The 22,607-nt window shown below is 70.0% G+C and carries 22 protein-coding genes; 9 read left to right on the forward strand and 13 right to left on the reverse strand.

From position 1 onward, the window contains the following. Positions 1-92: 92 nt before the first annotated feature. Positions 93-746, reverse strand: coding sequence for a fructose-6-phosphate aldolase (gene fsa, locus RISW2_RS00620; RefSeq protein WP_043765241.1), 654 nt, complete (start codon positions 744-746; stop codon positions 93-95). 104 nt (positions 747-850) lie between these two features. Between fsa and RISW2_RS00625 the strand changes: the two genes are divergently transcribed. The 8 genes from RISW2_RS00625 (at position 851) to RISW2_RS00660 (ending at position 9,439) form a co-directional block, all read left to right on the forward strand. Beyond that, positions 851-3,040, forward strand: coding sequence for a primosomal protein N' (locus RISW2_RS00625; RefSeq protein WP_043765243.1), 2,190 nt, complete (start codon positions 851-853; stop codon positions 3,038-3,040). 89 nt (positions 3,041-3,129) lie between these two features. Further along, positions 3,130-3,927, forward strand: coding sequence for a S49 family peptidase (locus RISW2_RS00630; RefSeq protein ID WP_043765469.1), 798 nt, complete (start codon positions 3,130-3,132; stop codon positions 3,925-3,927). 1 nt (position 3,928) lies between these two features. Next, a complete protein-coding gene (locus tag RISW2_RS25360; protein ID WP_043765246.1) occupies positions 3,929-4,096 on the forward strand; it encodes a hypothetical protein in 168 nt (55 codons plus the stop codon). Position 4,097: 1 nt separating this feature from the next. Then, positions 4,098-5,054: a calcium/sodium antiporter gene (locus tag RISW2_RS00640; RefSeq protein WP_043765248.1), complete on the forward strand. Its 957-nt coding sequence runs from the start codon at positions 4,098-4,100 to the stop codon at positions 5,052-5,054. Positions 5,055-5,071: 17 nt separating this feature from the next. Beyond that, a complete protein-coding gene (locus RISW2_RS00645; RefSeq protein WP_043765471.1) occupies positions 5,072-5,866 on the forward strand; it encodes an SDR family oxidoreductase in 795 nt (264 codons plus the stop codon). Between the two features lie 317 nt (positions 5,867-6,183). Next, complete coding sequence (gene uvrC / locus RISW2_RS00650; RefSeq protein WP_051491696.1) at positions 6,184-8,061, forward strand: excinuclease ABC subunit UvrC; 1,878 nt, start codon at positions 6,184-6,186, stop codon at positions 8,059-8,061. 75 nt (positions 8,062-8,136) lie between these two features. Next, a complete protein-coding gene (locus RISW2_RS00655; protein ID WP_043765250.1) occupies positions 8,137-8,868 on the forward strand; it encodes a lysozyme family protein in 732 nt (243 codons plus the stop codon). A gap of 85 nt (positions 8,869-8,953) precedes the next feature. After that, positions 8,954-9,439, forward strand: a complete 486-nt coding sequence (locus RISW2_RS00660) for a PRC-barrel domain-containing protein (protein ID WP_043765252.1) — start codon at positions 8,954-8,956, stop codon at positions 9,437-9,439. Between the two features lie 21 nt (positions 9,440-9,460). Here RISW2_RS00660 and RISW2_RS00665 read toward each other — a convergent pair whose 3' ends face one another. The 7 genes from RISW2_RS00665 to RISW2_RS00695 all read right to left on the reverse strand — a co-directional run bounded on the left by RISW2_RS00665 (position 9,461) and on the right by RISW2_RS00695 (position 16,223). Beyond that, on the reverse strand, positions 9,461-9,895 hold the full coding sequence (locus RISW2_RS00665; protein ID WP_043765254.1) for an acyl-CoA thioesterase: 435 nt from the start codon (positions 9,893-9,895) through the stop codon (positions 9,461-9,463). Positions 9,896-9,900: 5 nt separating this feature from the next. Then, positions 9,901-10,662: a TIGR02186 family protein gene (locus tag RISW2_RS00670; RefSeq protein WP_043765256.1), complete on the reverse strand. Its 762-nt coding sequence runs from the start codon at positions 10,660-10,662 to the stop codon at positions 9,901-9,903. Continuing rightward, on the reverse strand, positions 10,659-11,576 hold the full coding sequence (locus RISW2_RS00675) for a sulfite exporter TauE/SafE family protein (protein ID WP_043765258.1): 918 nt from the start codon (positions 11,574-11,576) through the stop codon (positions 10,659-10,661). Before RISW2_RS00675 ends, RISW2_RS00670 begins: the two co-directional genes overlap by 4 nt. Before the next feature lie 68 nt (positions 11,577-11,644). Then, on the reverse strand, positions 11,645-13,240 hold the full coding sequence (locus RISW2_RS00680; protein WP_043765259.1) for a gamma-glutamyltransferase family protein: 1,596 nt from the start codon (positions 13,238-13,240) through the stop codon (positions 11,645-11,647). Continuing rightward, positions 13,240-14,751, reverse strand: a complete 1,512-nt coding sequence (locus tag RISW2_RS00685) for a tripartite tricarboxylate transporter permease (RefSeq protein WP_043765261.1) — start codon at positions 14,749-14,751, stop codon at positions 13,240-13,242. The genes RISW2_RS00680 and RISW2_RS00685 overlap by 1 nt, the downstream gene beginning before the upstream one ends. A 3-nt stretch (positions 14,752-14,754) precedes the next feature. Further along, positions 14,755-15,276: a tripartite tricarboxylate transporter TctB family protein gene (locus tag RISW2_RS00690; RefSeq protein ID WP_244437481.1), complete on the reverse strand. Its 522-nt coding sequence runs from the start codon at positions 15,274-15,276 to the stop codon at positions 14,755-14,757. Further along, complete coding sequence (locus RISW2_RS00695; RefSeq protein WP_043765263.1) at positions 15,273-16,223, reverse strand: tripartite tricarboxylate transporter substrate binding protein; 951 nt, start codon at positions 16,221-16,223, stop codon at positions 15,273-15,275. The genes RISW2_RS00690 and RISW2_RS00695 overlap by 4 nt, the downstream gene beginning before the upstream one ends. A gap of 137 nt (positions 16,224-16,360) precedes the next feature. Here RISW2_RS00695 and RISW2_RS00700 point away from each other — a divergent pair, with 137 nt between their 5' ends. Then, the gene (locus tag RISW2_RS00700; RefSeq protein WP_244437482.1) at positions 16,361-17,251 is read left to right on the forward strand and encodes a LysR family transcriptional regulator; all 891 of its coding nucleotides are present in this window, start codon (positions 16,361-16,363) and stop codon (positions 17,249-17,251) included. A gap of 3 nt (positions 17,252-17,254) precedes the next feature. Here the strand turns inward: RISW2_RS00700 and RISW2_RS00705 are convergent, their stop codons facing one another. From RISW2_RS00705 to RISW2_RS00725, 5 genes are all read right to left on the reverse strand, one after another. Continuing rightward, positions 17,255-18,220, reverse strand: a complete 966-nt coding sequence (locus tag RISW2_RS00705) for an ABC transporter permease (protein ID WP_043765266.1) — start codon at positions 18,218-18,220, stop codon at positions 17,255-17,257. Positions 18,221-18,246: 26 nt separating this feature from the next. Next, positions 18,247-19,356, reverse strand: a complete 1,110-nt coding sequence (locus tag RISW2_RS00710) for an ABC transporter permease (RefSeq protein ID WP_043765267.1) — start codon at positions 19,354-19,356, stop codon at positions 18,247-18,249. Then, positions 19,349-20,950, reverse strand: coding sequence for an ABC transporter ATP-binding protein (locus RISW2_RS00715; RefSeq protein ID WP_043765270.1), 1,602 nt, complete (start codon positions 20,948-20,950; stop codon positions 19,349-19,351). Before RISW2_RS00715 ends, RISW2_RS00710 begins: the two co-directional genes overlap by 8 nt. Before the next feature lie 85 nt (positions 20,951-21,035). Further along, a complete protein-coding gene (locus tag RISW2_RS00720) occupies positions 21,036-22,040 on the reverse strand; it encodes a BMP family lipoprotein (protein ID WP_043765272.1) in 1,005 nt (334 codons plus the stop codon). Between the two features lie 99 nt (positions 22,041-22,139). Further along, positions 22,140-22,607 (reverse strand): GNAT family N-acetyltransferase, encoded by a 468-nt coding sequence (locus tag RISW2_RS00725; RefSeq protein WP_043765274.1) that lies wholly within the window; start codon positions 22,605-22,607, stop codon positions 22,140-22,142.

Here is a 22,607-nt window from a genome sequence, read left to right on the forward strand (position 1 = left end):
ACAAAAGCCCCGCGCGAGCGGGGCTTTTTTCTTGGCCGGTGCCGGGACCGACCGAAGGGGGGCGGCAGGGGCCCTTGCCCCTGCCGAACCGGTCACACGATCTTGATGCCGGCCTGCTGGGCGTCCTTGACGAAGGCGTCGAGCCCCTTGTCGGTCAGCACGTGGTTCGCCATCGCCTTGATCACCGCCGGCGGCGCGGTGGCCACGTCGGCGCCGATCTTGGCACACTCCGACATGTGGTTCGCGGTGCGGATCGAGGCGGCCAGGATCTGCGTCTCGTAGCCGTAATTGTCGTAGATCTGGCGGATGTCCGAGATCAGCTCGAGCCCGTCGATGTTGAGGTCGTCGAGCCGGCCGACGAACGGCGAGATGAACGTCGCGCCGGCCTTGGCGGCCAGCAGCGCCTGGTTCGCGGAGAAGCAGAGCGTGACGTTGACCATCTTGCCCTCGCCCGACAGCACCTTGCAGGCGCGCAGGCCGTCCCAGGTCAGCGGCACCTTGACCGCGATGTTGTCCGCGATCGCGGCGAGCTTGCGGCCCTCCTCGATCATCACCTCGGAGTCGAGCGCGACGACCTCGGCAGAGACCGGACCGTGCACGATCTCGCAGATTTCCTGCATCACTTCGAGGATGTCGCGGCCGGACTTCAGGATGAGCGACGGGTTGGTGGTGACACCGTCGATCATGCCGAGCGAGTCCAGCTCGCGGATGGCGTCGATGTCTGCGGTGTCGACGAAGAACTTCATGGGCGTGCCCTCCAGGCGTCGCTTGGCAATCTGTCGTCGCTGTCATACCCCATGGTCCCGGGGGCTGAAACCCCTGCCAGCGATCCCCCGAACGCCGGAGCGCCATGGACGGCTTCTTTCATGAGAACGACCTCGTCGGCGTGCTGACCACGCAGCCGCTCGACCGGGCGCTCGATTACCGCGCGCCCGAGGGCGGCTGCCATCTCGGCGCCTTCGTCGAGGTCCCGCTCGGGCCGCGGCGCGTCGTGGGCGTGGTCTGGGGACCGGGGCAGGGCGGAATCGACGCGAACCGCATCCGCAAGGTCCACCGCGTGCTGGACGTCCCGCCCATGCGGGAGGAGTTGCGCGAGTTCCTCGTGAAGGCGGGCGATTACACGCTCACGCCCATGTCCGCCATGTTGCGCCTTGCGACACGCGCGCCCGGACTCGGCGATGCGCCGTCGACCCGGCGCGTCCTGCGCCGCGGCCCGGGGCGCCCCTCGCGCGAGACGGACGCCCGCGCGCGGGTGCTGGCCGTCCTCGACGAGATGGGCGGCCTTGCGCTGACGCAGGGCGAACTCGCGGAGGCGGCGGGGGTGACCGCCTCGGTAATCAAGGGCCTCGTCGCGCAGGGCGTCGTGCTCGAGGAGGAGGCGCCGCGCGACACGCCCTATCCGCGGCTCGATCCCGACCACGGCGGAAAGACGCTGACCGACGACCAGAAGGAGGCGGCCGAGTTCCTTCGCGCGGGCGTGCGGGGCGGGCGCTACGGCACGACGCTCCTGCGCGGTGTCACCGGGTCCGGCAAGACCGAGGTCTACCTCGAGGCGGTGGCGGAATGCCTGTCCCGCGGCCGGCAGGCCCTGGTCCTGCTGCCCGAGATCGCGCTGACGGCCGAGTTCCTCACCCGCGTCGAGGCGCGCTTCGGCCACAAGCCCGCCGAATGGCATCACGGCGTGACCCAGACCGAGCGGCGCCGCGCATGGCGCATGGTGGCGACGGGGGGCGCGGAGCTGGTCGTGGGGGCGCGGTCGGCGCTGTTCCTGCCCTTCCGGAACCTCGGGCTCGTGGTCGTCGACGAGGAGCACGACACGTCGTACAAGCAGGAGGACGGCGTCCTCTACAATGCACGGGACATGGCGGTGCTCCGCGCCTCCCTGAACGATGCGGCCGTGGTCCTGGCCTCGGCGACGCCCTCGCTCGAGAGCTGGGCCAATGCCGAGGCGGGCAAGTATGCGCGCCTGACGCTCGGGTCGCGCTACGGCGAGGCGGTGCTGCCCGAGATGCGCGCGATCGACATGCGGGCCGAGGACCTGCCGTCGAACCGCTGGATTTCCCCGAGCCTGCAGCGCGCGGCGGCGACACGGATCGGCCGCGGCGAGCAGGTGCTGTTCTTCCTGAACCGGCGCGGCTACGCGCCCGTCACGGTCTGCCGTGCCTGCGGCCACCAGATCGGCTGTGCCCAGTGCGACGCGCGCATGGTCGAGCACCGGTTCCTGAAGCGGCTCGTCTGCCACCAGTGCGGCGACAGCGTGCCGATCCCTGCCGCCTGCCCGTCCTGCGCGGCGGAGGACAAGCTGGCCGCGGTCGGTCCCGGGGTCGAGCGGCTGGCCGAGGAGGCGCGCGCGCTCTTTCCCGAGGCGCGCATCGCGGTCCTGTCCTCGGACCTCTACGGCAGCGCCCGCCAGCTCAAGGCCGAGATCGAGACGATCGCCTCGGGCGGGGCCGACATCGTCGTGGGCACGCAGCTCGTGGCCAAGGGGCACAATTTCCCGCTGCTCACGCTCGTGGGCGTGATCGACGCGGATCTCGGTCTGCAGGGTTCGGACCTGCGCGCGGCCGAGCGCACGTTCCAGCTGATGCGGCAGGTCGCCGGTCGTGCGGGGCGGGCCGAGAAGCGCGGGACGGCGCTCCTCCAGACGCACCAGCCCGAGCACCCGGTGATCCGCGCCATCCTCTCGGGCGACGAGGAGGGGTTCTGGCGCGCGGAGGCGGCCGAGCGGCGCGCGGCGGGCGTGCCGCCCTACGGGCGCATGGCGGGGATCGTGCTGTCCTCGACGGACGCGCAGGAGGCCTTCGACCTCGGCAACGCGCTCGCCCGGCAGGATGCGGCGCTGCGGCGCGTGGGCGCGCAGGTCTTCGGGCCGGCACCCGCCCCGGTCGCCCGGGTGCGCGGGCGCCACCGCGTGCGGCTGCTGGTGAAGGCGCCGAAGGGCGTGCCGCTCCAGCGCGCGCTCGCCGACTGGGTGGGGCAGTTCCGGCTCAAGGGCGACCTGCGGCTCGCCATCGACATCGACCCGCAGAGCTTCATGTGACGCGACGGCGGCCGCCTGTGTGGCCGCTGCGTCGCCTTCATCTGCGCGCGCGTCTTGTCTGCACACGAGGCAGCCTCTAAATGCCCGACATGACCCGTTGGAACCCGTTCAAGAAGAACCGGCCGCATGTCGCCATCGTCCGGTTGCAGGGCACGATCGGCGGTCCGGGCCGAAGCAGCCTGACCGACCGCTCGACGTCGTCGATGATCGAGAAGGCGTTCTCGCGGGGCAAGCCCGCCGCCGTCGCGCTGGAGATCAACTCGCCCGGCGGCTCGCCGGCGCAATCCTCGCTCATCGCGGCCCGCATCCGGCGTCTGTCCGAGGAGAAGAAGGTTCCGGTCTTCGCCTTTGTCGAGGATGTGGCAGCCTCGGGCGGCTACTGGCTGGCCAGCGCCGCGGACGAGATCCACGCCGATCCGTCCTCGATCCTCGGCTCCATCGGCGTCATCTCGTCGGGCTTCGGCGCGCATGTCTTCCTGCAGCGGCAGGGCATCGAGCGGCGCGTGCACACGGCCGGCCGGTCGAAGAGCATGCTCGACCCCTTCCGTCCCGAGAGCGAGGAGGACGTGGCGCGCCTGAACCGCTGGCTTTCCCAGCTGCACGACACCTTCATCGCGCAGGTGAAGGAGCGCCGCGCCGGCAAGCTCGCCGAGGACGCGGATCTCTTCACCGGCGAGATCTGGATCGGCCGCAACGCCGTCGAGGTGGGGCTGGCCGATGGCATCGGACACCTGGTGCCGGTGATGAAGGCCCGCTTCGGCGACAAGGTGCGGTTCCGCCGGTACGAGGTGCGGCGGCCGTTCCTCGCGCGTTTCGGCACCACGCTCGTGCAGGACGCGCTGGGCACCATCGAGGAGCGTGCGGATTTCGCGCGTTTCGGCCTCTGACGTGATCGTAAAGATCGTCCTCCTGTTCCTCGTGTTCGTCGGCGTGCTCGGCATGTTCGGCAAGCTCCGCGCGCCCAAGATCATGCGTCTCGGGCAGCGCAAGTGCCCGGAGTGCGGGCGGTATCGCATCGGGCGGGGGCCCTGTCCCTGCAAGACCCGGGAGGGCTGAGATGGTCTGGGCATTGGCGGCGCTGGGTCTCGTGATCCTGCTTCTGGCGGGGGACGCGCTGGTGAAGGGCGCGGTGAACCTCGCGCTCCGGGTCGGCGTGCCGGCCCTGATCGTGTCGCTGACCATCGTCGCCTTCGGCACTTCGGCCCCCGAGCTCCTGATCTCGATCAACGCGGCGCTTGACGGCGCGCCGGGCATCGCGCTTGGCAACGTGGTCGGGTCGAACACCGCCAACGTGCTCCTGGTGCTCGGCATCCCGTCGCTGCTGGCGGTCATGCACACTTCCGAGCACGACACCCGCAAGAGCTACTGGGTGATGCTGGCATCCACGGTCCTGTTCATCGGGCTCGCCTTTCGGGGCGTGTTCGACTGGATCGCCGGGCTCGTCCTGCTGGCGGGGCTCGGCCTGATCCTCGCGGACAACTTCCGGGATTCGCTGCGGCACCGCCGCGCCGGCCAGGCCGTGCCCGAGGACGACCCCGAGGAGGTCGAGGGCGCCGATCCCGAGATGGCCTGGTGGAAGATCGCCGTCTACATCGTCCTGGGCCTCGTGGGCCTGCCGATTGGCGCCGACCTTCTCGTGGACAGCGCGACCGAGATCGCGCAGCGCTTCGGCGTCAGCGACACGGTGATCGGCCTGACGCTCGTCGCGGTCGGCACCTCGCTGCCGGAGCTTGCGACAACGGTCGCGGCGGCCCTGCGGCGGCAGGCGGACGTGGCGCTCGGCAACGTGATCGGGTCGAACATGTTCAACCTGCTCGCGATCATCGGTGTCGCGTCGCTGATCGCGCCGATGGAGGTCGACCCGTCCTTCCTGCGCTTCGACCTGTGGGTGATGCTGGCCGCGTCGCTGCTGCTGATCCCGTTCGTGCTCCTGCGCCGCAACCTGACGCGGGTGTGGGGGGTGATCCTGACGGCGCTCTACGCCGCCTACGTGGCCGTCGTCCTGACGATGTGAAGAAGGGGCCGACCGAGATGACCGAGACGATGCAACACAGGGCGCTGGTCACCGGCGGGGCGAAACGGCTCGGGCGCGCCATGGCGCTGTACCTGGCGCGGAACGGCTGCGACGTCGCGGTGCATTACGGCGGGTCGGCCGACGCCGCCCGGGACACCGTGCGCGAGATCGAGGCGCTGGGTCGCCGCGCCGTGGCGGTGCAGGCCGACCTCCTCGACGAGGCGGAGACGCAGGCGCTGCTGCCGCGGGCGGCCGAGGCGCTGGGCGGCCCGGTGACGCGTCTCGTGAACAACGCGTCGATCTTCGAATACGACGATATCGCGGGGGCGACGCGCGAGAGCTGGGACCGGCACATGGAAAGCAACCTGCGCGCGCCTTTCGTGCTGACGCAGGCCTTGGCAGCGCAGGTGCCCGACCCGTCCGGGGACGAGAACGGCGAGCCGGTGGCGCAGGGCCTCGTCGTCAACATGATCGACCAGAGGGTGCGCAAGCTTACGCCGCACTTCATGACCTACACCATCGCCAAGATGGGGCTCTGGGCCTTTACCCGGACGGCGGCGCAGGCGCTGGCGCCGCGGGTGCGGGTGAACGCCATCGGCCCCGGCCCGACCCTGCAGGGGGCGCGCCAGAGCGACGACCATTTCGCCCGCCAGCGCGCCGCGACCGTGCTCGAACGCGGCGCGTCGCCGGACGACATCACCGCGGCGCTGGGATATTTCCTGTCGGCACCGGCCATCACCGGGCAGCTTCTGTGCGTCGACGGGGGCCAGCACCTTGCCTGGCAGACCCCGGACGTCTTGGGGGTCGAATAGGGGCTCCCGTGCTGCCCTGGCGGCAACTTGTGCACCGGCGACCGGAATGTTTAAGAAAAGGTAAAGGGGCACCCCCAGGAGCGGACATGCTCGGCAGTCTCTAGAAAATTTCCTTTTGTTACAACAGCTTATTTATGCGCCTAAAAAACGGGCAACTTAACCAAACTGTTAAGATTCAATAAAAAATTTGTGACTTACGCAAACGCTCCCAAGGCTTATCCACAGGATCGGTGGATGCCTCCGGACTTGAAATCGGGCTGCGGTGCAGCCTCGGACAGGACGAATCGGGGCCTGTATCGGCAGGTTGACACGAGGCGATGAACGAAGGCGTGGAAAACGACATTCCGGCCGGTCCGACCGGCCACGACTGCATCCAGGGCTACCTCCGGACGCTGCCGTCGCGGCCGGGGGTCTACCGCATGCTCGATGCACAGAGCCGGGTGCTCTACGTGGGCAAGGCGCGCAACCTCAAGGCGCGGGTGTCGAACTATGCCCGGCCCTCCGGGCACACGCCGCGCATCGCCCGAATGATCCGCGAAACCGCATCGATGATGTTCCTCACGACGCGGACCGAGACCGAGGCGCTGCTGCTCGAGCAGAACCTGATCAAGCAGCTCAAGCCCAAGTTCAACGTGCTCCTGCGGGACGACAAGTCGTTCCCGAACATCCTCGTGACAGGCGACCATCCCTATCCGCAGATCAAGAAGCATCGCGGCGCAAAGAAGGAGAAGGGCAGCTATTACGGCCCGTTCGCGAGCGCCGGCGCGGTGAACCGCACGCTGAACCAGCTGCAGAAGGCGTTCCTGCTGCGCAACTGTTCGGATTCCGTGTTCGAGACGCGCACGCGGCCGTGCCTCCTGCACCAGATCAAGCGATGCAGCGCGCCCTGCGTCGGGCGCATCTCGGGCGAGGACTATGCCGAGAGCGTGCGCGACGCCGAGCGCTTCCTGTCCGGGCGCGACACCAAGGTGCAGGAAACGCTTGCGCGGCAGATGCAGGACGCCTCGGACGCCATGGAGTTCGAGCGCGCGGCGGCGCTGCGCGACCGTATCCGGGCGCTGACGCAGGTGCAGACCGCGCAGGGCATCAACCCCCGCACTGTGGGCGAGGCCGACATCCTCGCGCTGCACATGGAGGGCGGGCAGGCCTGCGTGCAGGTCTTCTTCATCCGCGCGCACCAGAACTGGGGCAACCGCGACTTCTACCCCCGGGTGGGCGAGGACGTGGACCACGCGGAGGTGCTCGAGGCGTTCATCGGCCAGTTCTACGACACGAAGGAGCCGCCGCGCCTCTTGCTGCTGTCGCATCCGATCGAGAGCCCCGACCTGATGATCGAGGCGCTGAGCGAGAAGCTCGGCCGCAAGGTCGAGATCGCGGTGCCGCAGCGGGGCGAGAAGGCCGAGCTGATCGAGGGGGCGTTGCGCAACGCGCGCGAGAGCCTCGGCCGGAAGATGGCCGAGAGCGCGGCGCAGGGAAAGCTCCTGCGCGGGCTGGCCGAGGCCTTCGGGCTCGAGACCGTGCCGGAACGGATCGAGGTCTACGACAACAGCCACATTCAGGGCGCGCACGCGGTGGGGGCGATGATCGTCGCGGGGCCCGAGGGATACCTCAAGAACCAGTACCGCAAGTTCAACATCCGCGGCGACGAGCTGACGCCGGGCGACGATTTCGGGATGATGAAGGAGGTGCTGTCGCGCCGGTTCAAAAGGCTGCTCAAGGAAGACCCGGACCGGGACAAGGGGCTCTGGCCGGACCTGCTGCTGATCGACGGCGGGCAGGGGCAGGTCAGTGCCGTGCACGAGATCATGGCCCAGCACGGCGTCGAGGACGTGGCGATGGTTGGCGTGGCCAAGGGCATCGACCGCGACCACGGCAAGGAGGAGTTCCACCGCTTCGGCGAACGGCCCTTCGCGCTGCGCCGCAACGACCCGGTGCTCTACTTCGTGCAGCGGCTTCGCGACGAGGCGCACCGCTTCGCCATCGGCACCCACCGGGCCAAGCGCGCCAAGGCGGTGTCGGCCAATCCGCTGGACGAGATCGCGGGCGTGGGAGCGTCGCGCAAGCGCGCTCTCCTGCAGCATTTCGGGTCGGCCAAGGCGGTGAGCCGCGCCAACCTCGCCGACCTCAAGGCGGTCGAGGGCGTGTCCGAGGCGCTGGCCGAACGCATCTACGGACATTTCCACGAAAGCGGCTGAGGCCCTTCAACGCTTTCTGAATGCCTTGTCCTCATGGTGTCGCCTCGGATGGGGCAAGCGGGGGACATCGCGGGGATGACACGGGCGGCGCTGCTGTGGCTCACCTGCTGCGCGGGTCTCGCGGCCGCGCCCGGCGCCGGGGCCGAGGCGCTCGCCTTCTTCGACCGGGGACGCGCCGCCGCGACGCCCCTTGTCGCGCTCGCGGAACCCGGGCGCCGCGGCGGCGCGGCGGGCAGCCTCTTTTCCGGGCGCACGGATGGCGGGCTCTTCGCGCCCTGGTCCGAACGGGGCGACGTGGTCGCGGCCGTCGCGCCCTGGACGGGGGGCGGCAGCGACGCGCTGCGCATCCGCGACCTGATTGCGCGGGCCGAGGCGGGGCAGGCCGGCTACGACGCGGTCCAGCACGGCGCGCGCCTGCGCCCGCCGCGGCCGCCCACGCAGATGCGCGTGCAGGACATCTACGACTGGATCCGCGCGACGCCGGGCCAGCCGCATGCCATCGGGCGCTACCAGTTCATTCCCTCGACGCTGCGCCGGCTCATGCGCGACCTGGGCGTCGATCCCGCCGCGCGCTTCTCTCCCGACCTGCAGGACCGGCTGGCGGACCGGCTCCTTTCGGAGGCCGGGCTGCACGCGGTGCGGGACGGCACGCTCGGGCGCCGCGACTTCATGGTGAACCTCGCCGGCATCTGGGCGGGCTTTCCGCTGCCGAGCGGGCGATCGCGCTACCACGGCCATGCCGGCAACAGGGCGACCATGAGCTGGCCCGCCTTCGAGGCCGAGATGGTGGCGATCTTTCCGCGCTGATCGGCCCCCCGTGATCACGATCGAGGGAACCCGTGCCCCGCAGTGTCCGTTCTGCCTGCACTCTGTCCGGACAGAAAGGATGACCATGTCCCGCACCGCTCTTGCCGCCGCCCTGGCCGCGGCCCTCGCGCTTCCCGCCTACGCCCAGACGAGCGGGACCGACACGGACCAGCCGGCCGACCAGGGCGCTTCGGCGACCCAGGACCAGTCCGGCGATGCCGGGGCGCAGCCCGTCTACATCACCGCCGAGATGATCGAGGAGGCGGACATCGTGTCGCTCGAGGGCGACTACGACCCGCAGAGCTGGGACACCGACCAGCCGCTGCAGCCGATCCTCGCCGGCCTCGAGCGCATCGGCGAGGTCGAGGAAATCCTGCTCGACGATTCGGGCCAGGTGCAGGGCGTGACCACCGACGTGGGCGGTTTCATCGGCATCGGCGAGAAGACGGTGATGATCCCGCTCTCCGACCTGCGGCTCGCGCGGTCGCCCGAGGACGGCACGATCACCATCGTCACGCGGCTGAACCAGGAACAGCTGGAGCAGGCGCCCGAGTTCCAGCAGGAAGACTGACCTCCACGCCCCGGGCCGGTCTCAGGACGTGCGCAGCCGGTCCAGCACCGCGCGCAGGCCCTCCGGGATCGGCCGCGGCCGGCCGGTCGCGTCCGTGAGCACGTTATGGAAGAAGCCGAGGGTCGCGGCCGCGTCCTCGCCCTCGCGGAACAGGGCGACCTCGATCCGGTAGGACGAGGTCCCGATCTGCGTCAGCCTCAGGCCCGCCTCGAGCGCGTCAGGAAAGCCCACCTCGCGGAAATAGGTGCAGCCGTTCTCGACCACGACGAAGCGGATCGCCCCGGGTCCGCGGATCGTCACCCCCTGCGCCATCTGCCAGACCGAGATCACGTTGTCGAAGATCGCGTAATAGGTCGCGTTGTTCATGTGGCCGTATTCGTCGTTGTCCGCCCAGCGGGTCTGGACGGGCAGGAAGGCGGCAAAGTCGGCGCGGCGGGGCGGCGGCGTGCGGGGCATCGCGGTCAGTTCCGGATCGCGCGGAACGCGGCCGACGCTCCCCAGCCGGCGAAGATGGCGAGCGACAGCGACAGAAGGCCGTAGAGCAGCGGCTGGTCCTTCGACAGGTTGAAGAGCCAGCGCTCGAGGCCGACCTTGCGCACGTCGATCACCGCCTCGGTCTGGCCGATCACCGACCCGTCGCGGGTCAGGAAGATGCGGGTGACGTAGGCGCCCTCGATCAGGTTTGCGGGCAGCCGCACGCGGGTGGAAAACAGGGTCTCCTCGCGGATGTTCACCTCGCCCTGCAGCAGCCGGTAGAGCCCCGAGGTCTCGCGGATGCGGATGACCGCGTCGCTGAAGGTCTGCGCCTCCTCGACCTGCGCGCCGACGGAGCGGATCGCGCGCGGGATCGACACGGAATGGCGCAGGTCCTCGACATGCGAGATCACGTCCTCCCACGGACCCGAGGTCGCGACGGCGTAGAACGACGGTGCTGCGTCCACCTCGACCGCGTCGGCGTTCACCCAGATGCCGAGCTTGCGTTCCTTGCGGTAGACCGTCAGCGGCACGAAAGGGCCCGCGACCGTCACCAGCACCTCGAGCGGCGGGTCGACCGGGATCGGGGTCTCGCGCTTGACCGCGCCGTAGACGAGGATCTCGGAGCCGTCGAAATCGGCCGAGATCGACACCTCGTCCTGGCTGAGGCCCAGCACCACCTCCTCGCGCGCCGAAGCGGGCAGGGCGAGCGCCATCCCGAGCGCGAATGTCACGAGCGTCCGGATCACGTGGGCGCCCCCTCGAACGAGATGACGTAAAGTTCCTCGGGCGTCAGCACGAGTTCCAGCGCGAGCTTGATGCAGACGCCCACGACGAGGAGCGCGAGCAGGATGCGCAGCTGTTCCGCCCTGAGCCGCGCGCCGAGGATCGCGCCCAGCTGCGCGCCGACCACGCCCCCCATGATGAGCGCGAGCGCGAGGAAGATGTCGACCGTCTGCGTGGTCACCGCGTGCAGGAGGGTCGTGAACGCCGTGACGAAGATGATCTGGAACAGCGACGTGCCCACGACGACCTTGGTCGGCATGCCGAGGAGGTAGATCATCGCGGGCACCATGATGAAACCGCCGCCCACCCCCATGATCGCCGCCAGCACCCCGACCGCGGCGCCGACCAGGAGCGGCGGCAGCGCCGAGATGTAGAGCCCCGAGGCACGGAAGCGCATCTTGAAGGGCAGGCCGTGCACCCAGCCGTGGTTGCGCCGCTTGGGCGTGCGGCCCTTGTTCGCGTTGAGGAGCGCGCGCACGCTCTCGACCAGCATCAGCGCGCCGATCACGCCGAGGAAGACGACGTAGCAGAGCTGCACGAGCAGCTCGACCTGCCCGAGCGCCTTGAGCCAGTTGAAGAGCCAGACGCCGAGGGCCGAGCCCACGAGACCGCCCGCGAGAAGCACCGTGCCCATGCGGATGTCGACCGTCCGGCGTCTCAGATGCGCGAGCACGGCCGAGACGGAGCTCGCCACGATCTGGTTGGCGCCGGTCGCCACCGCGACTGCAGGCGGGATGCCCATGAAGAAGAGGAGCGGCGTGATCAGGAATCCGCCGCCCACGCCGAACATTCCGGACAGGATGCCCACCATGGTTCCCACGCCGAGAAGCAGGATCAGGTTGACCGAAACCTCGGCAATGGGAAGGTATAGCTGCATGTGCCCAGATTGCGCAGCGGCGTGGTCGTTGGCAACGGGGCGCGATGCAAATCACCGCGCCCCCGATGTCAGAAGCCCACGGCCTGTCCGTCCTTCCGCGGATCGGAGCCCGCCATGTACCCGCCGCCGGGCAGCCGCTCGATGATCTGCGCGCCGCCGAAGCCGAACGCGCGGTCGGGTTCCTCCACGTCGATCTCGTGCCCGAGATCCGACAGCGCGGCGCAGGTCGCCCTGGGCAGCGCGGATTCGACCGCGACCTTGCGCCCCGAGACGAAGCGCCAGCGCGGCGCGTCGACCGCCGTCTGCGGGTCCTGCCCCCAGAGCCGCGTGCGCAACACCATCTGGACGTGGCCCTGCGCCTGCATGGGGCCGCCCATGACGCCGAAACTCGTGACCGGCGCGCCCTCGTGCATGAGGAAGCCCGGGATGATGGTGTGGAAGGGGCGCTTGGACGGGCCGACCTCGTTCGGGTGGCCGCGCTCGAGCGTGAAGCCCGCGCCGCGGTTCTGCAGGCTGATCCCGGTGCCGGGCACCACGGCGCCCGAGCCGAAACCGGCATAGTTCGACTGGATGAAGGACACCATCATGCCCGAGGCATCGGCCGCCGTGAGGTAGACGGTGCCGCCGTTCTTCGGGGCGCCGGGGCCGTGGACCTCCGCCCGCGCGGGATCGATCCGCGCCGCACGTTCCTTGAGGTAGGCACCGTCCAGCAGCGCCTGCACCGTCGGATCGGTCATCTGGCGCCCGTCGGCGACGTAGGCGTGCAGGTCGGCGAAGGCGAGCTTGATCGCCTCGATCTGCAGGTGCATCGCCGCCGGGTCGTCGGGGCCGAGATCGGCGATCCCGGTATGGTCGAGCATGGCCAGCGCCATGAGCGCGGCGATGCCTTGGCCGTTCGGCGGGATCTCGTGCAGCCTGTCGCCGCCCGCGGGGCCCGAGATCGTGCCGCACCATTCGGCGCGGTGCGCCGCGAGGTCCTCGAGCGCCAGCGCGGCGCCGTTCGCCCGGGCCGCCTCGGCGATGCGTTCGGCAAGCGCGCCTTCGTAGAAGGCGCGGCCGCCGCTTTCGGCAATGGCGCGCAGGCTTTCGGACTGGGCGGGGTTGCGGAACCGCTCGCCCGGGCGCGGGGCACGGCCGCCGGGCATGAACGCCTCGGCAAAGCCCGGCTGGGCGCCAAGTTCCTCGGCCCCGCGCTGCCAGAGCGTGCCGATCATCGGCGTCACGGTGAATCCCTCGGCGGCGTAGCGCACCGCGGGTTCGAGGAGCGTCTCGAGGTCGAAGGCGCAGAACCGCTCGGCAAGCTCGGCCCAGGCGCTGACGGCGCCCGGCACGGTCACGCTCTCCCAACCGCGGAACGGCATCGCGTCGCGTCCGGCGAAGCGCTCGGGCGTCCATGCGGCGGGCGAGGCGCCCGAGGCGTTCAGGCCGTGCAGACGGGCACCGTCCCAGAGGATGCAGAACGCGTCCGACCCGAGCCCGTTGCCCGTCGGCTCGACCACCGTCAAAACGGCGGCGGCGGCGACCGCGGCGTCCGCGGCGTTCCCGCCCCGCGCCAGCATCGCGAGCCCCGCCTGGGCGGCCAGCGGGTGGGAGGTGGCCACCGCGTTGTCGGCCAGGACCGGCGAACGGCGCGCGGCGTAGAGCGGATCGGGGCGAAGATACATCAGGCGGACTCCTTGGCGCTGTCGCGCGCCCTTCTTGCGGTGAGGTGCGACCGGACCGCCCACGCGACGGAGGCCGCGGCGGCGAGCAGGAAGACGAGGCTGACCGGCCGGGTCAGGAACAGCGACCAGTCGCCGTCGGTCATCAGGGCGCGGCGCAGGTTCGTCTCGGCGATGGGGCCGAGGATGACGCCCAGCACGAGCGGCGCGAGCGGGTAGTCGAGCGCGCGCAGCGCGTAGCCGAAGAGCCCGACGAACCCGAGCAGGTAGAGATCGGTGACCCGGTTGTTGAGAGCGAAGGATCCCACGACGCAGCAGACCAGCACCACGGGCACGACGACCCATTTCGGCACCTCCGCCACCCGCAGGAAGCTCTTCATCGACAGGACGCAGACCACGAGCATCATGAGGCTCGCCACGGTCATCGCCACGAACATGCCGTAGACGAGATCGGCGTTGTCCATGATGAGCCGCGGCCCGACCGAGATGCCGTGCACCATGAGCGAGGCCATCAGGATCGCGTCGACCGCCGATCCCGGGATGCCGAGCGCGATGAGCGGGATGAGACCGCCGCCGGCGGTCGCCGAGTTCCCGGCCTCGGACGCCACGACGCCGTCGGGGGTGCCCTTGCCGAACGCCTCGGGCGTCTTCGAGGCGCGGCGCGCCTGGTCGTAGGCCACGAGGTTGGCGATCGACCCGCCGGCGCCGGGCAGGGCGCCGATGGCCACACCCACGAGCGAGGACCGCACGAGGTTGACCGGGCGCATCAGCACCTCTCGCATGACCGCCCAGGTGCGGAACGAGATCTCGCCCTGCACCAGCTTCTCGCCGCGCTTGATGGCATCGGCGTCCTCGACCTCGGAGGCGAGCTGCGAGATGGCGAAGATGCCGATCAGCACCACGAGGAAGGGCAGGCCCGCCGCCAGCACCTCGAGGCCGAAATCGAAGCGCGGCCTCCCGAGGATCGGGTCGGTGCCGATGGTCGAGATGGCGAGGCCGATCATCGCGGCGATGAGCCCACGCTGCAGCGAACTGCCGACGAGGCTCGCCACGATGGTCAGGGCAAAGACGATGAGCGAGAAGTATTCCCACGGGCCGAGCCGCACAGCGAAGATGGCGAGCGGCGGTGCCGCCACGATCAGCACCGCGGTCGAGATCAGCGTGCCGAAGAAGGACGCCCAGACCCCGATCGACAGCGCGCGCCCCGGCTCGCCGTTCCGGGCCATGGGAAAGGCGTCGAAGGTCGTGGCGACCGAGGACGGCGTGCCGGGGATGCCGAGCAGCGCCGCCGAGATCAGACCGCCGGTATATCCGCCCACGTAGACCGACAGCATCACCGCGATGCCCTGCAGCGGCTCCATGCTGAAGGTCAGCGGCAGCGTCAACACGATCGCCATGGTGACGGTGAAGCCCGGGATGGCGGCGGCGATGATGCCGGCGATCGAGCCCAGCAGCATGTAGAGGAGCGTCGCCGGCGCCAGGACCTGTGCCGCGCCCGACAGAAAGGCGTCCATCGTTCAGCGTCCTCGCGGCAGGAACACGTTGAAGACCTCGGCGAAAAGCCAGTTGAGGCCGAAGGAGAAGAGGAGCGCCAGCACCAGCGAGATGGCGATGGCGGTGCGCGTCTTGGGGGCGAGCGTGACCTGCAGCACCGCCAGGAAGGCGAGCGTCGCCAGCGGGTAGCCCACGACCGGCATGGTGGCGAGGTAGAGGGCGAGGCAGGCGAAGACCACGATCACCAGCCGGCGGGTGCGTACCCAGTGCCCCGCGGCGGCGGCGAAGGCGGTCCAGGCGCCCGCGGGCAGTCGCCGGAGCGACCCGATCGCCGCGCCGGCCAGGAGAAGCATCAGGACGCCGTGCACGAGCATCGGGAACGCGCCCGCGCCCAGCGTCTCGAACCGCGACACGGGGATCGCCCAGGCCTCGGCGAAGAGGCCGGCAGACACTGCCAGGAGCGCCACGTAGGAAATGAGCCGGGCGACCTCGCCCGGCGCATCCTGCGGTGCCAGCCGCACGTCCGTCGCGGCGGGCCCGCTCACGGTGCGAGAACCTCGGCCAGCCGGTTCACGGTGTCGTCGAGCGTCTGCAGGTAGGAGGTGTAGCCGTCCTGCCCGCGGAAATCGACCTCGGCGCCGGCATTGTTCACCTGCGTGACGAAGGCCTCGTCCTGCGCCAGCGCCTCGAGCGCGGATTCGAGCGTGGCGCGGGCCTCCTCCGGCGCGCCCTTTGGCATGACGATGCCGCGCGTCACCGCGAGGTCGAGCTCGGCGCCAAGTTCGGTGAAGGTCGGGACGTCCGGTGTCTGCTCCATCCGTTCGGCCGAGCCCACGGCGAGGAAGGTCAGGTCGCCGTTCTCGACGAATTGCTGCGCCGAGGAGATGTCGCCGATCGCCACGTCGAGATTGCCGCCCACGAGCGCGCGGACGCGCTCACCCGTGCCCTCGTAGCCCACGTACTGGAACTGCAGGTCGAACGCTTCCTCGATCATCGCCGCGTGCAGGTGGGGCACGCCGCCGAGCGTCACGCCGATGATGATCTCGCCCGGGTTCTCCTGCGCGTAGGTCACGAATTCCTCGAAGGTCGCGTAGGGCTGGTCGGCATTGGCCACCAGGTATTGCGGCGAGGCGGTCATCAGCGCGATCGGCTCGAAATCCTGCCAGGACAGTTCGGTCAGGCCGGTCGCCGTCGCGGTCAGGAGCCCCTCGTGCACCTGGCTGATCGTGTAGCCGTCCGCGTCGCGCCGCGAGGCTTCGGTCAGCCCGACGGTGCCGCCGACGCCGGGCATGTTGATGACCGGCATCTCGACGCCGAGGTGCTCGGGGACGTTGTTGGCGATGATCCGCATCAGCGTGTCGCTGCCGCCCCCGGGCGACCACGGCACGATGAACTCTACCGGTCGTTCGGGATATTCCTGCGCCGCCGCGGGGGCGGCGAGGGCGGCGGTGGCGAGCGCGAGGCCGGTCGTGGCACGTGCCAGGATGGTCATGGTCGTCTCCCTGTCTGGTCGGCCCGTCTTTGCGGACCCATGCAACATCATGTAACCGGGCTATGACACAAGCCAGCCTTTCGAAAGCGATTTCTCTTTGCCTTTTGCTGCAGCTTTTCTTAACTAAAGCCATGGACATGCGGCAATTGCAGACGCTGGTCGCGGTTGCGGACACCGGCAGCTTCGCGGCCGCGGCGCGGATCGTGAACCTCACGGCGTCGGCGGTGAGCCAGCAGATTCAGGCACTTGAAGGCGAGCTTGGCGTCGTGCTGTTCGACCGCCGCACGCGGCCCCCGCGGCTCAACGCCAAGGGCGAGGAAGTGGTGCGCGCGGCCCGCGGCGTCGTGCGGATCCTGACCGAAACGCGGGCGGCGATCAGTGGCGGCCGCACGGCGGGAGTGCTCAAGATCGGGGCGATCCGCACGGTTTCGATGCAGCTCGTGCCTCTCGCTTTCGCGGCGATCCGGCCCGCCTATCCCGACCTGACCTTCGACCTGAAGGTGGGCATGTCCGAGGGGCTGATGGCGGACGTCGCCGCGGGCCGGCTTGACGCGGCTGTCGTGGCCGAACATGTGGGCGTTCCGACCGGGCTGATCTGGCGACCGGTCCTGACCGAGCCGCTCGTGCTCGCCGCGCCCGCAGGCGCCGAGGGGCGGGATGCCGCGGCGCTGCTCTCCGACCTGCCGTTCATCCGCTACGAAACGGGCGTGCCGCTCGCCCGCCAGATCGAGACGGAGCTGTCGCGCATGGGCGTGCGGCCGGCCGGGATCGCCGTGACGAACACCATGCCCGCGATCGTGGGCTGCGTCGCGGCGGGGCTCGGCGTCGCGGTGGTGCCGCGGATCGCGCTTCTCGACGTGCCGCTGGGGCTCGTGCGGGCGGTGCCGTTCGGCGACGGCGCGATCACCCGGCGGCTGGGGCTTGCCGAACGGCAGGTCTCGGCCCGCGCCGAGGTGCTGAAGGCGCTGGCGCGCGCGCTGGGCGATGCCGTCGCGCCGTCCCCGGCGGAACTCGACCCGCCGGTCTGAGGCTCAGCGTTCCTTGACGTAGGGCTCGCCGCCCGCGCGCGGCGGGATCGCCTTGCCGACGAACCCCGCGAGGATCACCACGGTGAGGATGTAGGGCAGGGCGTCCATCACCTGCACCGGGATGGTCAGCCCGCCGAGGTCGATGTTCTGGTAGCGCAGCGCCACCGCCTGGAGGAGCCCGAACAGAAGGCAGGCGCCGAGCGCGTGCCACGGCCGCCACTTGGCGAAGATGAGCGCGGCGAGCGCGATGTAGCCGCGCCCCGCGGTCATGTCCTTGACGAAGCCCGCCTGCAGGCCGGTGGCGAGGTAGCTGCCCGCGAGGCCGCAGAGAAGCCCGCAGATGCCGACCGCCGCGTAGCGCAGGCCCACCACCGAGACGCCCGCCGTGTCCACGGCCTCGGGGGCCTCGCCCACGGCGCGCAGGCGCAGCCCGAACCGCGTCCGGAAGAGGATCCACCAGGTCAGCGGCACCATCAGGAACGCCACGTAGACGAGGATCGAATGGCCCGAGATCAGCTCGGCGTAGATCGGCCCGATGACCGGGACGCCCGACAGGGTCTCGGCGAGGGGCAGGGTGATGTTGTCCCAGCGGCCGCCGCCCACGAGCGAGGGCGTGCGCCCGCCCTGTCCGAACCAGTCCTGCGCGATGAGCACGGACAGTCCCGCGGCGAGAAAGTTGATGGCCACCCCCGAGATCAGCTGGTTGCCGCGAAAGGTGATGGAGGCGAGCCCGTGGATGCCCGAGAGGACGAGCGACGCCGCGATGCCGGCGAGAAGGCCCAGCCAGACCGATCCCGTGGCCGCGGCGATCGCCGCCGAGAAGAAGGCCGCCACCAGCATCTTGCCCTCGAGCCCGATGTCGAAGATGCCCGAGCGTTCCGAGAAGAGGCCGGCGAGGCAGGCCAGCAGCAGCGGGGTCGCCAGCCGCACGGTGGAATCGAGGACCTGCAGGAGGGTTGCGAAATCCATGGGCCGTCAGCTCCGCATCTGTCGGGTCATTCCGCCGGCGTCCGGCGGGCGCGGCGGCGGCGCGCGGCGAAGACGCGTTCGAGCGGCATGCGCACCATGTTGTCGAGCGCGCCGGTGAACAGGATCACCAGAGCCTGGATCACCACGATCAGCTCCCGCGGGATGCTGGTCCAGAGCGCGAGCTCCGCACCGCCCTGGTAGAGGAAGCCGAAGAGGATCGCGGCGAGGAAGACGCCGAAGGGATGGTTCCGCCCCATGAGCGCCACCGCGATGCCGATGAAGCCCGCGCCCTCGGTCGCGTTCAGCACGAGGCGCTCCGCCTCGCCCATCGCGGTGTTCACGCCCATGAGGCCGGCGAGCGCCCCCGAGATGAGCATGGTGATCACGATGATCCGCACCGGCGAGATGCCGGCATAGCGCGCCGCGCTCTCGGAATGGCCGAGCGCGCGGATCTCGTAGCCGAGCCGCGTGCGCCAGATCAGCAGCCACACGGCCACGCAGGCGAGCAGCGCGAGGAAGAAGGTCACGTTGCCGGGGGCGCCGCGAAAGAGCGGCGACGCCTCGGTCGCGAACATGTCCTGGAAGGTGGGCAGGTGGGTCGCGGCGGGAAAGATCTCGGTCGCGGGATCCATCTGGCCCGCGGGCTTCATCAGGTTCACGAGGAGGTAGTTCAGGAACGCCGCCGCGATGAAGTTGAACATGATCGTCGTGATGACGATGTGGCTGCCGCGCTTGGCCTGCAGCCAGGCCGGGATCAGCGCCCAGAGCGCGCCGAAGAGCGCCGCGCCGAGCGACGCGCCGAGCAGCGCCAGCGTCCAGTGCGGCCAGGGCAGGTAGAGGCAGACCAGCGCCACGCCGAGGCCGCCGAGCGTCGCCTGCCCCTCGCCGCCGATGTTGAAGAGCCGCGCGTGGAACGCCACCGACACGGCGAGGCCGGTGAAGATGAAATTCGTCGCGTAATAGAGCGTGTAGCCCCAGCCGGTCGATCGCATGAGCGCGCCGTCGACCATCAGGCGGAAGGCCTCGACCGGGTTCTCGCCGATGGCGAGGATCACGAGGGCCGACAGGAGCGCCGCCAGCAGCAGCGAGATCAGCGGGACGAGGATCGCGTCGGCCCAGGCTGGCATCCTATCCATGGCTGGCCTCCCGGCGTTCCTTTTCCGCCATCGCCGCGTCGATGGCGGCGATCGCGTCGCCGCCCGGATCCTCGGTGATGCCCGCCATGAGCAGGCCGAGCTCGCGCTGGTCGGTCTCGGCCGCCTCGCGGATGCCCATGATCCGGCCGTCGAACATCACCGCGATGCGGTCGGACAGCGCGAAGATCTCGTCGAGCTCGACCGACACGAGCAGGATCGCCTTGCCGGCGTCGCGCAGGGCCACGATCTGCTTGTGGATGAACTCGATCGCGCCGATGTCGACGCCGCGCGTGGGCTGGCCCACCAGCAGGACGTCCGGGTTGCGCTCGATCTCGCGGGCGAGGACGATCTTCTGCTGGTTGCCGCCCGAGAAGTTCCGCGCCGCGAGGTTCGGGTTGGGCGGTCGCACGTCGAAGCGTTCCATCTTGCCCGCCGCGTCCTCGCGGATCGCGGCCTGGTCCATCAGCGCGCCCTTCTGGTAACGCGGGTCGCGGTGATAGCCGAAGACGCTGTTCTCCCACGCGGTGTAGGGCATGATCAGCCCCTCGCGCTGTCGGTCCTCGGGGACGTGGCCGATGCCCGCGGCCCGCCGGGCCATGCCGTCGCAGCCCGCGCCGGACAGCGGGATCTCGCGGCCGTTCACGCGCACGGTGCCCGTCGCCTCGGCATAGCCTCCCAGCACCTCGAGCAGCTCGGACTGGCCATTGCCGGCGACGCCCGCGATGCCCAGAACCTCGCCCGCGCGCAGGCCGAAGGAGATCCCGCGCAGCCGTTCGACCCCCTGCGCGTCGACGAGGTGCAGGTTCTCCACCTCGAGGAGCGTCGCGGCGGGCCGCGCCGGCGCCTTGTCCACGCGCAGCAGGACCTTGCGCCCCACCATGAGCTCGGCCAGCTGTTCGGGCGAGGTCTCGGCGGTCTTGACCGTCGCGGTCATTTCGCCGCGGCGCATCACGCTCACCGTGTCGGTGATCTCCATGATCTCGCGCAGCTTGTGGGTGATGAGGATGATCGTCTTCCCCTCGGCCCGAAGGTTGTCGAGGATGCGGAAGAGGTGGTCGGCCTCGGCCGGCGTCAGCACGCCCGTCGGCTCGTCGAGGATCAGGATGTCCGCCTGCCGGTAGAGCGCCTTGAGGATCTCGACCCGCTGCTGGTGGCCGACCGACAGGTGCTGGACCTGCGTGTCGGGATCGACGTGCAGCTCGTATTCCTCGGCGAGGCGCTTCAGCACGCCCCGGGCCTTGGCGAGCGACGGCTTCAGCAGCGCGCCGTCCTCGGCGCCGAGGATGACGTTCTCGAGCACGGTGAAGTTCTGCACGAGCTTGAAGTGCTGGAACACCATGCCGATGCCCGCCGCGATCGCCGCCTGGCTGTCGGGGATCTCGGTCCGCCGGCCCTTGACGAAGATTTCGCCCGCGTCGGCCGCGTAGAAGCCGTAGAGGATCGACATGAGCGTCGACTTGCCCGCGCCGTTCTCGCCGATGATGCCGTGGATCGTGCCCGGCATGACGCGGATCGAGATGTCGCGATTCGCCTGAACCGGGCCGAAGGCCTTGGAGATGCCCTTGAGTTCGATGGCGGGGGCGCTGTCGGTCATGGCGGGGAAGCCCAGAAGAATGCTGCGGGGCGGCGCAGGACGCCGCCCCCGGAAGTCATGCGGGCGGCGGGGGCCGCCCGTGCGCTCAGAAGGTCAGGGCCGGGCAGCTGTCGTCCGAGGTGTAGTCGTGTACCTCGGTCTCGCCCGCGACGATGCTGGCCTTGGCCTCCTCGACCGCGGTCCGCATCTCCTCGGTCACGAGGTCGGCATTGTGCTCGTCCATGGCGTAGCCCACGCCGTCCTCGGCAAGCGTCAGGACCTCGACGCCGGTCTCGAGGTCGGCGCCGGCCTGCATCGCGTCGTAGGTCGCGACGTCCACGCGCTTCAGCATAGAGGTCAGGACCGAGCCCGGGTGCAGGTAGTTCTGGTTGCTGTCGACGCCGATCGACAGGATGCCCTCGTCGGCAGCGGTCTGCAGCACGCCGATGCCGGTGCCGCCCGCCGCGGCAAAGACCACGTCAGAGCCCTGGCTGATCTGCGCCTTGGTGAGCTCGGAGCCCTTCACCGGGTCGTTCCACGCCGCGGGCGTGGTGCCGGTCATGTTGGAGATGACCTCGATCTCGGGGTTCACCGCCTTGGCGCCCTGCGCGTAGCCGCAGGCGAACTTGCGGATGAGCGGGATGTCCATGCCTCCCACGAAGGACACGGTGCCGGTTTCGGAGGCCATGGCCGCCATCATGCCCACGAGGTAGGACCCCTGGTGTTCGGCGAAGAGGATCGACTTCACGTTCGGATGCGCCTCGGGATCGACGAAACCGTCGATGGTCACGAACTTTGTGTCCGGGTAGTCGGCGGCGACGTTGTCGATCGGCGTGGACATCGAGAAGCCGGTGGTCACGATCGGGTTGAAACCGGCCTCGGCGAAGCGGCGGAGCGCCTGCTCGCGCTGGGCTTCCGACTGCAGCTCGATGTCGCGGTAGGACCCGCCGGTCTCCTCGGCCCAGCGCTGCGCGCCGTTGAACGCGGCCTCGTTGAACGACTTGTCGAACTTGCCGCCGAGGTCGTAGATCAGGGCCGGATCGGCCAGCGCCGCGCCGGCGCTCAGGGCCAGCGCCGCCGAAGCGCCGAGAAGGGTCTTCGTGAAGTTCATGTCGGGCTCCCAGATGTCGTGAGCGGGGGCTCTGCGGCCCTCCGCCCTGTTGGATCGTGGCGATCTGCCCGCGATTTAGGACCGAGCCCCGTGACAGGGTCAACCGGTTTTTCCCGGCCTCCCGGAGCCTTGACCCCACGTCCCGGCAGGCTCCCGCGCGACTGCGCGTGCCATGAGCAGCGCATCCGCGCGCCGTCCCTCGGCCCGCGCGTAATAGCCCCGGCGGCGGGCGGTCTCGGCATAGCCCGCGCGGTGGTAGAGCGCGCGTGCCGGCCCGTTGTCCTCGGCCACGTCGAGGAGGGTGCGTGCGACGCCGCGCGCGGCACAATCGGCATGAAAGCGGTCGAGGAGGGCGGTCGCGACGCCGCGGCGCTGCTTGGCGGGATCGGTGGCGAGCGCGAGGATCTCGGCCTCGTCGATCACCACCTGCGCGATCAGGAAGCCGCCGGGGGCGTCGAGGACGAGCGTCGTCGGCCGCGCGCGCAGCGCGGTGATGTCCGGCGCGGTCCACGGGGCCTGGTGGCGGTAGGCCCGCGCCATGAGCGCGGCCATGTCGTCGTCTGTCAT

This window comes from Roseivivax isoporae LMG 25204, assembly GCF_000521865.1.
Taxonomy (GTDB): domain Bacteria; phylum Pseudomonadota; class Alphaproteobacteria; order Rhodobacterales; family Rhodobacteraceae; genus Roseivivax; species Roseivivax isoporae.

Coding starts and splice junctions, on each gene's coding strand:
- fsa (WP_043765241.1), bottom strand. CDS start 746: ATGAAGTTCTTCGTCGACACCGCAGACATCGACGCCATCCGCGAGCTG.
- RISW2_RS00625 (WP_043765243.1), top strand. CDS start 851: ATGGACGGCTTCTTTCATGAGAACGACCTCGTCGGCGTGCTGACCACG.
- RISW2_RS00630 (WP_043765469.1), top strand. CDS start 3,130: ATGACCCGTTGGAACCCGTTCAAGAAGAACCGGCCGCATGTCGCCATC.
- RISW2_RS00640 (WP_043765248.1), top strand. CDS start 4,098: ATGGTCTGGGCATTGGCGGCGCTGGGTCTCGTGATCCTGCTTCTGGCG.
- RISW2_RS00645 (WP_043765471.1), top strand. CDS start 5,072: ATGACCGAGACGATGCAACACAGGGCGCTGGTCACCGGCGGGGCGAAA.
- uvrC (WP_051491696.1), top strand. CDS start 6,184: ATGAACGAAGGCGTGGAAAACGACATTCCGGCCGGTCCGACCGGCCAC.
- RISW2_RS00655 (WP_043765250.1), top strand. CDS start 8,137: ATGACACGGGCGGCGCTGCTGTGGCTCACCTGCTGCGCGGGTCTCGCG.
- RISW2_RS00660 (WP_043765252.1), top strand. CDS start 8,954: ATGTCCCGCACCGCTCTTGCCGCCGCCCTGGCCGCGGCCCTCGCGCTT.
- RISW2_RS00665 (WP_043765254.1), bottom strand. CDS start 9,895: ATGCCCCGCACGCCGCCGCCCCGCCGCGCCGACTTTGCCGCCTTCCTG.
- RISW2_RS00675 (WP_043765258.1), bottom strand. CDS start 11,576: ATGCAGCTATACCTTCCCATTGCCGAGGTTTCGGTCAACCTGATCCTG.
- RISW2_RS00680 (WP_043765259.1), bottom strand. CDS start 13,240: ATGTATCTTCGCCCCGATCCGCTCTACGCCGCGCGCCGTTCGCCGGTC.
- RISW2_RS00685 (WP_043765261.1), bottom strand. CDS start 14,751: ATGGACGCCTTTCTGTCGGGCGCGGCACAGGTCCTGGCGCCGGCGACG.
- RISW2_RS00695 (WP_043765263.1), bottom strand. CDS start 16,223: ATGACCATCCTGGCACGTGCCACGACCGGCCTCGCGCTCGCCACCGCC.
- RISW2_RS00700 (WP_244437482.1), top strand. CDS start 16,361: ATGCGGCAATTGCAGACGCTGGTCGCGGTTGCGGACACCGGCAGCTTC.
- RISW2_RS00705 (WP_043765266.1), bottom strand. CDS start 18,220: ATGGATTTCGCAACCCTCCTGCAGGTCCTCGATTCCACCGTGCGGCTG.
- RISW2_RS00710 (WP_043765267.1), bottom strand. CDS start 19,356: ATGGATAGGATGCCAGCCTGGGCCGACGCGATCCTCGTCCCGCTGATC.
- RISW2_RS00715 (WP_043765270.1), bottom strand. CDS start 20,950: ATGACCGACAGCGCCCCCGCCATCGAACTCAAGGGCATCTCCAAGGCC.
- RISW2_RS00720 (WP_043765272.1), bottom strand. CDS start 22,040: ATGAACTTCACGAAGACCCTTCTCGGCGCTTCGGCGGCGCTGGCCCTG.
- RISW2_RS00725 (WP_043765274.1), bottom strand. CDS start 22,607: ATGACAGACGACGACATGGCCGCGCTCATGGCGCGGGCCTACCGCCAC.